General features: G+C 60.2%; 11 protein-coding genes. 1 reads left to right on the top strand and 10 read right to left on the bottom strand.

Going from position 1 to position 14,414, the window contains the following annotated elements; all coding sequences use genetic code 11:
• Positions 1-48: 48 nt before the first annotated feature.
• Entirely contained in the window at positions 49-429 is a 381-nt protein-coding gene (locus G4223_RS07100; protein ID WP_163677038.1) for a hypothetical protein, read from the bottom strand.
• A 151-nt stretch (positions 430-580) separates the two neighbouring features.
• Entirely contained in the window at positions 581-961 is a 381-nt protein-coding gene (locus G4223_RS07105) for a hypothetical protein (protein WP_163677041.1), read from the bottom strand.
• 80 nt (positions 962-1,041) lie between these two features.
• On the opposite strand from G4223_RS07105, the gene G4223_RS07110 reads away from it, so the two are divergent.
• Positions 1,042-1,281, top strand: coding sequence for a helix-turn-helix domain-containing protein (locus tag G4223_RS07110; protein ID WP_163677044.1), 240 nt, complete (start codon positions 1,042-1,044; stop codon positions 1,279-1,281).
• A 239-nt stretch (positions 1,282-1,520) separates the two neighbouring features.
• On the opposite strand, the gene G4223_RS07115 is transcribed toward G4223_RS07110, so the two are convergent.
• From G4223_RS07115 to G4223_RS07150, 8 genes are all read right to left on the bottom strand, one after another.
• The gene (locus G4223_RS07115) at positions 1,521-2,633 is read right to left on the bottom strand and encodes a helix-turn-helix domain-containing protein (protein ID WP_163677047.1); all 1,113 of its coding nucleotides are present in this window, start codon (positions 2,631-2,633) and stop codon (positions 1,521-1,523) included.
• 66 nt (positions 2,634-2,699) lie between these two features.
• Entirely contained in the window at positions 2,700-3,296 is a 597-nt protein-coding gene (locus G4223_RS07120) for a hypothetical protein (RefSeq protein WP_163677049.1), read from the bottom strand.
• Positions 3,297-3,444: 148 nt separating this feature from the next.
• Positions 3,445-7,095 carry an AAA domain-containing protein gene (locus tag G4223_RS07125; RefSeq protein WP_163677052.1) on the bottom strand — a complete coding sequence of 1,217 codons (3,651 nt, stop codon included), beginning with the start codon at positions 7,093-7,095 and terminating at the stop codon, positions 3,445-3,447.
• A gap of 247 nt (positions 7,096-7,342) precedes the next feature.
• Positions 7,343-9,970: a GAP1-N1 domain-containing protein gene (locus tag G4223_RS07130; protein WP_205762416.1), complete on the bottom strand. Its 2,628-nt coding sequence runs from the start codon at positions 9,968-9,970 to the stop codon at positions 7,343-7,345.
• 2 nt (positions 9,971-9,972) lie between these two features.
• Positions 9,973-10,818, bottom strand: a complete 846-nt coding sequence (locus G4223_RS07135; RefSeq protein WP_163677055.1) for a TRAFAC clade GTPase domain-containing protein — start codon at positions 10,816-10,818, stop codon at positions 9,973-9,975.
• The gene (locus G4223_RS07140; protein WP_163677057.1) at positions 10,815-11,843 is read right to left on the bottom strand and encodes a TRAFAC clade GTPase domain-containing protein; all 1,029 of its coding nucleotides are present in this window, start codon (positions 11,841-11,843) and stop codon (positions 10,815-10,817) included. The genes G4223_RS07135 and G4223_RS07140 overlap by 4 nt, the downstream gene beginning before the upstream one ends.
• A complete protein-coding gene (locus G4223_RS07145) occupies positions 11,840-12,865 on the bottom strand; it encodes a GTPase-associated system all-helical protein GASH (protein WP_163677061.1) in 1,026 nt (341 codons plus the stop codon). Before G4223_RS07145 ends, G4223_RS07140 begins: the two co-directional genes overlap by 4 nt.
• Positions 12,865-14,220 (bottom strand): metallophosphoesterase, encoded by a 1,356-nt coding sequence (locus tag G4223_RS07150; protein WP_163677064.1) that lies wholly within the window; start codon positions 14,218-14,220, stop codon positions 12,865-12,867. Before G4223_RS07150 ends, G4223_RS07145 begins: the two co-directional genes overlap by 1 nt.
• Between the last annotated feature and the right edge of the window lie 194 nt (positions 14,221-14,414).

Consider the following 14,414-nt stretch of genomic DNA (forward strand, 5'->3'; position numbering starts at 1 on the left):
CGGCAGGAGGTCCTCCTTCACACCTGATCGCTTATGCGCCGTTGTAGATTAGTGCCGTTTGGAAACAAGGTGCTCCATAGAAAAAACGCGGGGCCCGTCCTGATGCTTATCTGGCATGATGTGGTTGGCAAATACAGCCATCGCCTTTAGGTAGATCGCGACGCCATTTTTCTTACCGTGCTTAGAAACATAATGGCGTTTAAGGTCAATTATCCAGTCAGGCAGCGTTATCGACACCATTTTTCCGTCATCGGATAACTCTACATCGTCGATTAGGCGCGCCTCCCCCTCCTCGGCCAATAAAGTCACAAGATCGTGCATGTCGCTTTCCATGCCTGCCCAAGGACGCAAGAGCTCCCTCTGGTATGCGTGGGGGTCTTTTTCCATTAATTCACTGAGCTGCTGATCATCTAGTATGGGTTCGGACATGCCCCCCCTTCCCGCCCCCAATTGGGAGGCTTTTGTAAAAGGTTGTAGGTGCCTTCGACGACCAGGTTCTCCCGTCGTTGTGCCCCATATTGCGCGTGCGACGGCTTGCCACTTAGGTAGCCCTTCAGGCAGACCGTCGGATTTCACGCGCTCATTTTGCTCCTGAGCTATAGCTCGTTCCGCCGCCAAAATTCATGCTCTGGCTTGAATAGGAAGCCAGGGTTCCATCGGTCGCAAACGTGATGGACACGGTAGCGGTTGAATAGCCGGACTCGTTCGCGAACAGGCCCACGATAGGTATGGCGGCTTTTGGATCCATACGGACCTTCTGCTGCGTGTAAACGAGGACGCGCTCCCCATTCGGCATCAATTGGGCGGCGCTGGGCTGCCCGAATTGTGCGGTCACATCTTGGATCGTAGCCCTACCCTTCTTGAGCTCTGCAAGGCGCTCCTCACTTATGCTCGTGCCGGTAGTCGAGGTGCACGCGGCGACCATCACCACAGCTACGCAGGCAAAGAAAAGCCTTCTCATGATCTCCCCCTTCGGTTTCGAGTGCATTTTGTTCAATATATCGAGGTGCGCGAGCGGAGCAAGCCGGTTGCCATGTGGGGATGGATCTCAGGCAGCTGTTCGCAACCAATTTGCGCCGATTGCGCCACGCTAAGGGCTGGTCACAAGACGAGCTCGCCCTTGAGGCTGAGATGAGTCGCAGCTATCTCAGCCAGATCGAAAAAGGGAAATTCTATGTGAGCCTCAAGGTGCTTGGGCGCTTGGCAGAGGCGCTTAATGTCGAACCGGTTGAGTTCTTGAAGCCGCCAATGTCTCCTTCTCGGGAGACTGGCGTTGAATGAGCCATCAATGGCGGTCCGATCTGGACTGGCAGAGGCTCAGAACAGAACGAATTCCCGCGGAGGCCGATCCCTTAGGGCAAATCCGACAAGGAGGCTCGCTCCTTATCGGTCCCTCTCAAACCGCCGCGGCGCAAGGGTCCACGCTTGGCCACCATTAGGTGCTCGTTCAGATCAACGGGGACCAGTAGGGCATGGCCGCGATGTACGCTAACAGCGCTACGTCGCCCACGGAAGGGAGCCTACCCTCGTGCCGGGAACCGGATAATATTACCCGTCTCGATTACCCCATCCTCTGGCAGCTTACGCCCAGCAACCATTTCAAACAGCCTTTCGCCTAGCCCCATGCTCCGCGCGAGAGCCCTAGTTGACCCAGGTTTTGATCTTTCGAGCTTATCGAGCGCCGCGTCAAAGAGTTCGGGCGGCTCCATTGGCAGTTGATCGTCGTAGCGCTCACACTTGGCCTGGCCGGATTTGACCAAGTGGATGTTCGCCGTTCGGTATTGTGCGGCCGAGATCGCGCCGAGGTCGTAGGCGCGACGGACAATCGCTCTGGCAGCTACCTTCCAGCGAAGCTTCATGTTGAAAATTTCGGTCCAGTTAAGCGTCCTTCCTCGTGGAAATTCACGAAGAAACGCAAAACGTGGGAGAAGAAACGCACTCGCAAAGCGGTTCGCCTGATCTTCTGTCTCTCGATCACCCGTTTGGAGGCCTCGGTGCATGACCAAATGGCCAGTCTCATGGGCGAGATCGAAACGCAGTCGGCACAGGCTCTCCTTTGCGGCGCTCCTAACAATGATCGGCCGCGGCCTGTCCATCGAAAGTGCGTCCACTCGCTCAGAGATACCGCCCAAACAGGTCACGACCGCGCCAGCGTTTTCGACTACGCGCATCATGCTGATGATGGGTCCATCCGCCCCTAAGCCCCAGTGCCGGCGAGTTTCCTCAGCTGCCCTTTCGATTTCTTCCGGTGCGGAAATTGGAATGTCAGGAAAATTTACAGTTGGCAGCCGCAGTAAGCGATCAAGCTCCCCGGCTAGACGGTCCAAGATGCTCCCCCGCGCCAGTACTAAGCTGGTCACGGAAACGGGCGTAGTCATTTGTTTCCGGAAGTGGCACTGCTCCGGCTTGACACTGCTACGGATATGCGACCGAAGGAACAAAGGCTCGATACCCAGAACATCTGCCAATGCGGCAACCATGTCCGAGTTTGGCTTCTTAGCACCTGTTTCCAGTTGCTGAATGTACTGCCTTGTCGCTTGGACAGCTTGACCCACTTCCTCCAAGGATAGCCCCCACGCAATCCTTGCAAGGCGCAATTGCTCTCCGACAAAAGCTTCGACGTCTCTTTCCATGCAGGAAAAGCCGGCTCATTCGCCGGCGCCCTCTCAATGTCATCAAATTCCCGTTCCGCTTGAAAATTAACCCGCCTTACTATCTTCGGCGGCTTCATCTTCTGGCAGCCCCACATGAGGGGGCGGCAACTCTACACCGCCCGCAGACGTGGAGCCAAGCGGGTACAGAGTGGTAACGGAGTGTGCGAGCGGAACATCCCAAACGTGCACAGGTTCTTCCTCTCGGAGGGCCACGAACTTGATGCTCGTGATCTCGCCGTCGAGGCCCGTTTCCACGGCAAACCGGAACAGGAAATCGCTCGCGTCCGCGTCATGCGGAAAAATGAACGAGAGCTGGCGCAATTCTGGGAAAGATTGTCGCAACGTCCTGTCGGTAGGCTCGTCCGCGATTCCCTTGTAGAAGCGGACGGGTACCTCCCCAATCTGGAAGATCAGCCGCAGACTGCCGTCCACGATCTGAAGCCAAGGGTATTCGCCGCTTTCGGCTCCCACGAGAATTTGATGTCGGCCAAACTGGAAGGCGCGGGTTCCGAGGGTCCACCCGTTGTCGCCGATCTCCGGTTCATATCGGTCAAGAGCATCATTTCGGCCCTTGGCGATCAGACGGGCGACGTCAACCAGGCGCTCTTCGGTAAGATCAGGGTGGATCAGCCAGGGTTCCATGGTAGCTCCTTAAGCGGAGCCCCATGATATGCAAATTTATGATTTTGTCAACCTTCCCTACATTTGTAAACGGAGTGCACAGATGTCAACCTGCTCCGTCGAAGACAACGCTCCCGCATGAGATCTTCGGTCGCTCTGTCCCTCCCCGTCATCCCAAAACTTCGCGCCATGCATCCTTGACGAACTCCCCCGCATCGGGCCCCTGATAGCGCAGTGAGCGCTCCATTCTGGCATAGGGAAGGCTTGGATCACGGACTGCGGACAGCCAATTAAACGATCCCTCGACTATCCATGAATCATCCACCGCCAACGTCTTGTTGTGGATGCGGGAACGTTCGACGATTTCGGCGCCGGCTCGGGCGAGCGCACCCGCAGCTTCGATACAGGCAGGCTTGAGGTGGCCGGATTTCCGGTTCAGTTCGGGATCGAAGGCGATCGTGACGGCGACCCTCCGGCCGCGCGCTGCGGCGATGAGCGCCTCGACGTCATCGCGGGAGAGCGCGTCGGGCGACAGGTAGGGGGACACCACCAAGACCCTGCTGGTGGCACGCTCGAACGCCTCGCGCAGGGTTTCCCGATGGGCCTCAAGGCTGTCGAGGCGAATGGTATGCGCCGCGACTCCCTCAGCGACGAAATCAGGACGAGTGAGAGCGTCGAGAATTTCATACTCTGGCCGTCCAAAGAGGTGCTTGGCCAGAACGCCCGACGGCACTTTTCCAACGGCGCGTTCAGGATCGAACACCCGCATATCGCCGAACACAAGGAAGGTGTGGCGCGCACGCGACACTGCCACGTTGACCATGTTGGGGCCGCGGTCAAAAAACGGTCGACCTCCGTCCTCGGCCGTATGGACCGGCGAGAACAGCACGATTTCACGTTCGGCACCCTGCAGCGCATGCACCGTGCCGACTGTCAGATCGCCATCAATGCCATGGCGGCCCAGCGCCGAGCGGATCTCGCCTTTCTGTGCGCTGAATGGTGTAACGATCCCGACCAATTCGTGGATCGGTTTGCCATACCGTTGCTCGATTTCTCCGCGGTGCCGCTCCAGCCATTCGGCAATGGCCTCGGCCTCGCCCGCGTTGAAACGGCTTCCGCCCCGACGCCCTGACGGAGATCGAACATTAGCCCAGCCGAGCGGCGGAAGGATGGGCTCGGAAAGCGTCGGCGTGCATGGGACCAGTCGGTTGGCGTAAACCAAATCGTTGCAGACGGCGACGATGGGCGTCTGGCATCGCCGATGCTCAGCCAGGAAAATGCCGGGGTCGTTTTTGGTCTCGCCGACGAAGGCGCTTGCGTGCCGGGCCACCCTCATCAGACTGCCGCTGGAGGCGCGGCAGCCTGCCTCATCCAACTGGTCGGCTTGGTTCCGCAGGCCGTACCGGCTGATATTGCCTTCATCGATGTGCTGCCCGACCGACCAAACCGGCTCGATCTGGTGAATGTCGCCGACCACCAGCGCCTTACGTCCCAAAGAAAGGCCGACGCCGCCAATCTCTGCGGGCACCTGGCCCGCCTCGTCGACGATCAGCAGATCGACGAAATCGGTCAGGGGCGGATTCTTGTTATCGCCGTCCGGATCATAGAATTGCAGGTGCTTCGGCAGCATGAACAAGGTCGAGACAAAACAGGGCGTCAGACACGCCATCAGACGCCAGCGTTCCTCGGTTCGCTGGCGAGACTTTCGCGATATGGCCTTCACCGGATCGTCCGCGTCGTCCACCAGCGCTTGAGCTGATTGAAGCCAACGCGCCTCCCAGTAATGGGTCGCAAGCAGAAACAGGTCGTGTCGGAGGGTGACATCGAGCAGCCTCTCGACACAGTCCGGACGGGCAATCAGTTCGGCGCGCGATATCTTTTTCACCGAGTCGATGCCGGCGGCCGCCGCGCAAAGCTCTTCCGCCGCCAAGGCCCACTGCTGCTCGGCGGAAAGCCATGCCTCGGCCTCGACGTTGAGGGCGTCCACCCGGGCGCGAATGGCCGCAGCCGCTTTCCCCGCCTCACGCTCGACTTCGCCGGTACGGCGATCCTCAGCATCGGCCCTTTGACGCAAAGAGGCCAGGCAGCCGTCAAGGTGCAGGCGAAGCGCATCGAGATTGGTGGGCACCAACAAGGATGCAAACGGCCCGTCCTCGATACCAACCTGGCGAACAATGCGACGGCACCGCTCCCAGCGTCCCGCTCGCACAGACGGCAGGAATCCGAGCAACCATCCCAGCAACGCCCCCAGACCGCCTCCAGATGGAAACAGCTCTTCTAATCCCCGTCCAACCCCGATGTCTGCCATCTTCCATTGTTCGCGGGCAGCATCGGCCTCGCCACGGGCGGTAGCTACGGCCTGAGTATGCGCTGCGATGCGCTCCTCTGCGGCGGCTGCCTCGGCCTTGACCCAGGAGGCAAAGTCTACAGCAGTATGGTCCGGTCGGGCCGCGCGCCGGGACACCAGCGCACTGACCAGTGCTACACGCTCCCTGAGCCGGGCGGCGCCAGCCGCCAGCCTATTGCCCAGTTCGGCAGCGACATCGGCTGCGGCAGTGAACTCCTTGCCAAAGGCCGCCCCGGCGGCAGCGAGGAACGAGACCTCGGCCGCGGCGACGGCTTCACCTTGCAGCATATCAGCCGGCATGCCGGATAACGGTTCGCCATATTCCGGCAGGCGCGCCACGTGATATTTGCCCTCGTCCACTTCCTTCGAGGCCGCCGGCAGGTAGAGCGCGAACGACTTCACCCCAGGCAACCAGCGCCCTTCAAGCGGATCATCCTGGCGATGGGCTGGAGGCTCCACCTTGGCGAAGCTGTCGATGACGTTGGTAACCGCCTGATTGTTGGTGGACGTTACGGCGATCACCGGCGGTTCGCCGCCGGCCAACGCGGCCTCGACCACCATGGTGGCGACGATGCTCTGCAGCAGAGTGGTCTTGCCGGTTCCGGGCGGTCCGTTGACCGGCAACACATCGCCTTCCGCGCAGGCGCCGAGGTGATGAACCGCGTCACGCTGACGGTCCGCCAGCGGATAATCAGCGCCCATCTGGCCATAATGACGGGCGGAGGCGTCCCAGCGGTCGGAAATCCCCATTTGCGGGCGCAGCGGCCCACTACGGCATGCCGAAACAAGGGTTGCAGGAAGGCTTGCGTCCTCGGCGGTAAGGGCATCAGCCAACGCGATAAGGTGTTTGGAAGGCGAAGACGGCGGAAAGGCGGCCAAAACCATGGCCGGGCCGCGATCATAACCATCGATGGCCACATCGGCCAACGCGGCTCCGGTCAACGCCTTGCACAAGCCCTCGGTGTATTCGATCAGCTTGCCCCAATCGGAATCCTCGGGACGCGGAGTCGAGGACCTGAATGCGTCGAACTCATCCAATGAGCCTAGCGGCGGCTCTGGCGCCGCCGAAGGCTCCAGCGCGCCGCGCCACATCCACGGTTGGTGCTTGGCCGGATCGAAGGACAGTTTTCCGTCGGTAGCCATCTGCGCCGGGACGATGAGCGGTGCATAGGGCTTATCGCTGTTGCGGCCTGAGTTGCCGTGATGGTGGCGGGCGATGAACACGAGCGGCGCGATCAGCACCGGCACTGAAGCCGGTTCACCCTTGGCTCCTGCGCGATTGCCCTTGGCCTTTCCGTTACCCGAAACCTGCCAGTCACCGACCAGCGCCTTGGTCACATCGGCGACAATGCGCCCGGCGCAGACCGTATCCCACGCGACTTCACGCATGGGGACCTTGTCGGGAAGCGAAGGCAATTGTCCATCCGCGAGGCTCGCGCGCCAGTAGCGGAGGATATCAATCGGGGCAGTCATAACGGCATCCGGTCGGGTCAGGAAGGGAGCCGAAGGATAGTCAAAATTACCAGCTAGCGCCACTGCTGCGGGTAACTTGTGGAAGCAAACGCCCCTCCGGCCATGAACGGGGAATTCCGGCAGATTTCGACACCGGACGCGGTCGGTGATATGAGCCGGGCAACTGTCAGGCCTGAGGCTGACGCCTCCGATCACCACTCACGCGGGACCCGCCAACGGGGGAAACAGAAAGCCCCCGTTCATACATTCAGCGGTTAGACCTGATGTTTGAAATAGCATGCTGGACGGCAGAGCGGCATTTGTCCGGTAGATGGCCAATCTCCATCTCGACCCTGTCGATGTACTCCCCACCTCCGAAAGATGCAGCCGCACGACGGAGAATCTTGTCGACATCACCACATCGGCAGGCAGTCAGCGCGAGGTCAGCGGGCGACCAGGATGAGGACATAAAGGCGTCTACCAACTCGGAGCGCGCAGCCTTGCAGCGGTCCCAGTCAAGAAACGGGATAAACTGCAGGAGAATCGGGACGTCATCCTGTTTCGCCAACTCACGGTAGATCATCGGGAAAGTGGCCGCGATCATCGGCGAGACTGGCTCGCGGCGATGTCGCATGAGCATCGGGAGGATACGGCCGGCCGCATTCAGCAACGCCCCGGGGGCCGCCTTCTCCGCCTCGAACATGAAAAGCGCGCACGCCTCCAACGCCTCCACGTCAAGATCTATAGTGCGCCGATCGCAAATCGCTTGGGCGAGTTCCGCAATCGCCCATACGACGCGAAGGCGTACCGGCGCTGGAGCATTATGGAACGCAATCATGTTGCGGCTGGCCGCCGACGCTGGCACTGCGCGCCCCAATCCAATACGCACAGCCCAAGCCCCGTCGAGCCGTTCTCCCACTATGTCGATGAGCTGAGCAATAAAGCTCATCTCGTCACCATCGAAGTGCATCGGAAGACAGCGCCGGAGTGCCTCTTGCGCGACGCGAATCCTTGTCGCGGCATCGGCCTCTTGAAGGACCACGCGAGCCATTCGGACGAACGCGTCGATGGGTAGCTCACATGCGAGGACGGCACGCTGGATCAGATCGGGCGCACCGTCCTGCACCCTTGCCAATACTTCGTCCCCGAGGCGCGGCTCACCCAAGATAACTGATAGTTGGCGGTCGGCGGCTCTGTGTAGCAGCGAGGTCAGGAGAGCGTTCGCTGTATCTGAGGATAGTTCGGGTGTGTCTAGCAACCACGTCACGTCCGCCACCGTCGGATCGAGGGTCGCGGCAAGCAGCGCATCCCGGCGTTGAGACGGTGGCGACGCGACAATCGCGGTCATCGCATCCCTTTTTGTACCGATGGCGCGGGCACGCTCAACGACCATCTCGGCAAACTGGACAGCCTGGAAGTCATTGGCGACGGCAAGGCGGGATATTGCCGCCACGAGCCCCTGCCCGTCTAGCCTCGCCACGAGCGGCGCCGCAGCTGGCAGTTGCCAGTCTTCGACGAGATGGGGCAGAAGGCTAATGCCCACAGCATCGGCCAACGCCGGCTCCTCAGTTTCAAGCGCCCTGCCAATCCGCTTGATGAGTTCACCATCAGCCGCAGCGCGCTCGGAAAGCCGCTCGTCAGCAGCCAAAAGGCGCAAAATGAGCTCTGGTGGCGCCGAAAGCAGGGCGCGCTCACCTTGTCCCTCCCCGGCTTCGCCGAGGCCGCAGGCGATCCTCGGCAGAAGTCCCTTTACAGCATCCGTTAGCTCCGGACGGGACAGCAACGCGACGGCTCCCTCAGGTGCCCGCGCGGCTAATGTTTGTGCAGCAGCAGCTGTCGCCTTTTTTCCGTCCGGCAGAGGGCGCGCCCGCATCTTGGCGACGATAGCGCTCAGAAATGCCCATGCATCAGGCGCAGGAAGTTCCGTCGATGCACGAAGAATGGCGCGCGCAAGAGCGGGATCCAATGAACTGATTGCCTGCGCGTTTTGCACCTTACCGGAGTTCGCAATGTCGAGAAGCCCCAGCGCGGCCATCGGCGTCCGATCCAGCTTCTCAATGAGCTCATCCCACAAGAGCGCGATGCGGAGCATGGCCGCATTGTCGATATCGCCGCCGCCCCCGCCCCCGTCATCAACGAGGCGAATTTCCGATGACCTTAGCAAAGCAGGGCGCGCCTGCTCGAACACCCGGCTGACAACGGTATCTGTCCAGCGGTGTCGAGCATCCAGGTTAGCTCGCCCATCGATTCGCCGACCGTCCCAATCCGAGAACTTCGACCTCGCGTCCTTCGGCGCGAAAACCAAGTCGAAATCGCGCCCCCCGATCTTGCGAGGAGAGAGCGCAAAAGTGGACATTGCGAACTTCCGCCGCATCGATGGCCACAGTGCGGTCAGGAGTCGTAACGCAATCAGCTCAGGGGCTGGGGCGTCAAACACGACTACGGGCTGCGCCTCCTCTAAGAACAATGCCTCCACCAATTCGCCTGCCCTGAAGTCTAACACGGGCGGCAGCGGCTCTGTTGATGAGATGGAAACGGAACACCTCGTCGCATCGACCTGCTCGGGAAGGTTGTCGATTTTGAGGAGGTCGAGAAACGGAGGCAGGCTCTCTGCCCGCGACCAGTCCTCCGTGCCAATAATCAGGCTCAGCGTTCGGACACAACCGGCTCGAGAGGTGGTGGTGTCCTGCCACGTTCTCGCCAACACGTAACGCTCGCCGCTCGGCAGCGGATAGGCTGTTAAGTACGGTTCGAAGCGCTCCCGCGGCCGCAGCGGACCGGCGACATCGGAAAGTCTGTCGATCACGGACTGGTCTAGCTTTGGCAGTTGAGCGGAGGCGGCCAAGAGCTGGTGCCCCTGCCGGTATCCGTGAACCTGGCGCTCGACGATGATCATGTTCAGACGCCGACTACCCATGCCACTGGCAGTGTGAGATCGCCGTCCTTTCTCCAAATGCCTAGCTCATCCTCCAGGGTGACCCAGCCATGACCGTCAAGTCCAACCTCCAGGAAATCTTCGCGATAGGCAGCATCTGCCTTGAGGTCCCCACCTACGACGCTCAGCCCAAACACACGCACGTCAAGCCGGTCGATATCCGCCAGCCGCCCCGCCAACAGGGGATACTCCCGTTCCAGATAGGCCCTCGGCCCCTGGGCGAACTTCTGCGCGTCGACGAGATCCCACGCGCTTACCACCACGGAAAGGCGGGGAAGGCTACCGTCCGCGCGTTCTGCAAGCGTGACCTCAAGAAAACGGATCAACTCGCACAACATCACCTGCGTGGCGAGTCCCGGCGCTTCGGTCCCGCCGAGCTTCGCCAACATTCTCTGCGAGGTAACCCAATCGAGAGGGCGCACATCCTGATCCGAGCCGACCCGAATGAACAGCAGAGCACCATGGGCCCGCCGCAATTCCTCCATCCAATCTGGTGCGATCTCGCAATCCAGCACGGCGTTGCGCCAGAGTTCACCCGAAATGTCAGGGACCACGATTGCCGTTTCCTGACCTCCCGCCTGATCAACGACGACGACTTCAAAGTCTCGGCGCTGGTCGGTGTGCTCCGAACGGGGAGCGAAGTTGCCTGAGTAGAGGTGGTCGGCAACCTCAAGAACAAACGTGATGTCATCGGGCTGCTGCGCGGCCTTGAGTTGCCCACTGCCCGCATCTAGTGCAGTCCAGAGCCTACCGACATAGTTAGTCTTGCCCGAATCCGGACCGCCGAGCAGTATTACCGAATGGGTCATCGATCCCTCCTGAAGGCAATATAGGATCGTGAGCCCTCCTCGGGGGCACTGCTCGGCCAGAAATCAACTTCGCAACGCAACTGCTCCACGGTTGCTTCCATCAGCTCCGAGAGGCCGAAGCCGGCCCTCACATCGCCGCATTCCGAGAAGGGCGCGATTTGACAAATCCTCGCGACCACATCGCGTTTCGCTAGCTCTGCGGCAATCCGGGTCTCGATCGACTCACTCAGTTCGCCGTGGTCACGATGGGTGACGACGATCATCATGCGAGGGATCTCGCCATCAAAGATCGACTTGATCCTGCCCGCAAGTTGCCCCAACCGACTGATGACGCCTTGCCGCCGTTCCCTGTCCATCAGCGCTCGCCCATCGACAACCACCCATATCACCTCGGCCGATTTTAAGAAATCAAAGCGGTCGGCACGCGCCGAGCAAACAAGCTCCGTAGTCCACTCGCCAGGTAGGTCTGGAAGCGCAAAATCAACACGGCGACCATCGGCCTGCCTTAACAGGCGCAAGTGCAGGAACCCTGGACGGCGATCATCCGCCATCTCAGTGTGCACCGTCATCTGCTCCGGGGGTTCTCCCTCGTTCCATTCGCGGGCACCACGCGCGATCTCATCGAACCCGATCAGGCTTCGGCTGTCGGCGAAGGACCAGCCTTCGAGCTGTGCGTTGGAGACGAGGAGGTAGAGGCTCGCCAAACACGCAGTTTTGCCAGACTCGGGATCTCCAAGAATTCCCACAACGGTTACATACCGCGAGCCCATCATGCTGGAAACGAAATCGGGGCCCAGCGTTCGGCTCGACGGAAATGAAGCCGCTCCAGCCGGCTTCTCGAGAACCGGAGCGCCAGGATCATCCGTGGGCTCAGCTCGATCCGACTCGCTCTCGACCTCATCAGCACTGCCGATGGCCTTGTCCCCGGCGGCAACGTGATGTTTGCAGGTGGCGGGGTCGTGTTCCAGCGCACACACACCGGTCTCGCCCACGGTGCAGCCATCGAAGGTGCAGGCGCGGCTCATAGACGTCCCGGCCCTTTGGTAACGAGACGAGCCAGCGTGCACTCCACAAGCGCGCGACAACCCCATGTCGAGGCTTTCCGCTTCTCCTTCACCCCTTCACCGGAGAACAAACCCGTAAAAAGAGCGTTCAGCAATGGATAAACCGTTGGCGCAGACGTGACCGCTTCCGGAATCCACCCGATAAGTGCATCGCGATCTTGCCCGATCACTTCGACAAGCTCCCGAAGATCGAGCTCGGGGTCTGCGTCGACGGTACGCAGGACGATTTCACGATGGACGTCGGCGGGCAGGCGACGAAGCAGGTTCGCAGCCTCAATACCCATCGTCACCAAACGTGTCGCTTCAGGAATATCAGACAGTGGCCGACCGAGTACACGACTCCGGCCCAGTTGGGCCCACCAGAGGACGTCGAGTTCTTCTCGATCGAGCGCAGCATTGCGTCGCAACGGATCGACAATCTCAGCGACGATTTCCTTGAAGTCCGACGTAGCCTTCCTCTCGCTATCGACGGTAATCTCTAGATCTTGAACCTCCGGTACCGGTTCGCGCTCGCGTGCTCTGTTAGCGCTTTCGAGGCTGCGTTCTCTAGCGCGCTCGAGCACTTCACGGCGGAGCGCCTCCCTTTTCTCCTCGGGAAGTGCCGGCTGGAATGCAAGCGAAAGCCACAGCGCATTTGAATAGATATCCGCTCTCGTCCAGCCCCCGGTCCCAGGCTTTTCCTCGATCACGGACAGCGCGGCCATGCCCGCACAGACCCCGACCTCCAAGGGGCGCTCAGAGCTCAGAAATGCGGAAGCGTGCTTCTGCACCGCATCCTCAATCTCTTCCGCAAGACTCTCAGGCGGCGTACCGTCTCCGCCCAGTGAATCCGCAATTTCCGCTGCCTTGGCGATGATTTGGGGGCTATTGTCAATCTTACCCCAAGCGGCTGCGAGCTGCTTAACCGCCTTCTGCCGCGAGTCCACGTCCTCGTTGCTCGGCGAAAGACCGCTGATCCGCATGTGAACCGAAAGCCTACTCATCAGTTCTGCCCCCCGTCTCGTTCTTCGATCAGCTTATCGATCATCCGGTCTAACTCAAGAAGTCTGCCCTCGCGCGCGAGCCAATCGAATAGCTTGCGCTCAACCCCCTGGGTCATCCGTTCGTCGGAGTCCGCCGGGATCGCGTTGAGTTCCACAAGTATGCGGAGTCTTTCATTTTCCAGTAGATCGCGGAAGAAACGCAACAGCGTGAGCTCGTAGCCTTCAATGGGCGGTGGCATGGGCGGCGTCTCCTCGGCAATTTCCTTGGCGACAAACTCCACAACCTGCTGATCCGACTCTTCATCCCTCACAGGGGCACGTTCTCCTGCGGCCAAACCGTTCTCGTTCCGCTGCGTGCACTTCCTGAAGTTGGGCGAACCCAGCACGAAGCGAGGCTGGCTTCCACCGAGACGTTTGGTGTCGGCCTCAAAGCGTGTCTGTTTAGGGTTCCAGGCCCGGGGATGCATCGTGACCGCGAGGGCATCGGCTTCCTCGTCCCAGTCGAACTCGATGATGTTGTATGTGTAGGTGTAAGCCTCGTTCGACTTAAATGGGACGGCGGCGCCTGCGGCGACCATCATGACGTCACACCTATCGTCGACCGGATCTATCGTGACCTTGGGATCATGCTCGTGCCCGGAGATGAACACGCGCGCACGGTTACGCACATATTGCCGGACCTCGTCTGCATCCCTGTACCAGTTTAGGGGGTGGTGGACGAGGAGGACGTTCTCCTCGCCAGTATTCCGTGGAATGGTAAATTGCCGCGCACCGATCATGAGTTCAGGGGCGTCATCCCGCTCTTTCCCATGGCAGAGTAGAGCCGAATTCATGCGAATGAAGCGGATCCATCGGCCGGGCGCCAACTCGATTCGACGGTTTGTGGCAAAGCGCGCTTCGTCGTCGAGCGCGCAATCATATCCGCAAGAGAAACGCCCATAATCTTCGAAGCGGGCAAGGAGCGAGGCCCGGTCCGCCGGGTTGTTCACCACCCTCTCATACTCAGCAGCGCCGCCCGCGCGAATGTAGTCGAGCAATTGAGAGCCACCGACCGAAAGCTTGTCCCGGTCCACGTCGTGGTTGCCAGGTACCATTTGCACCATATGGATCGGGCAGCCGATGCTTCGCGCCAGTTCATCGAGCCAGCGGCCAGCGTCATCGTACTGCGCCCGCTTGCCCGAATAAGCAATATCCCCGGTAACTAATATCCCCTGAGCCACGCGGCCCGGAAGGTTACCAACGACCTCAGCCGCATCCGCGATCAATTGCTGTTTGACGTCATCATGGATGTGGACGGTGTCGTCACGTTCCTGGCCGAAATGGATATCAGAAAGATGGACAAAGGCTGCTGACATCTATTCACCATGTCGACAGGGACAGCGTTCGGCGCAAATTTAGCGCCAGAAAACCCTCAGTGCCACAACTAACGAGGCAGGGCATGACCCGGCCCACATTGCCATTACCGCCCTTTTCAGGCATCACAGAGAAGATGAGACTCCACCTCTGACCGGACACAATCAGGGGAACAGGTCAACATCCTTCCGGCAGG

Source organism: Magnetospirillum aberrantis SpK (genome assembly GCF_011022235.1).
In the GTDB taxonomy this organism is placed as follows: domain Bacteria; phylum Pseudomonadota; class Alphaproteobacteria; order Rhodospirillales; family Magnetospirillaceae; genus Magnetospirillum; species Magnetospirillum aberrantis.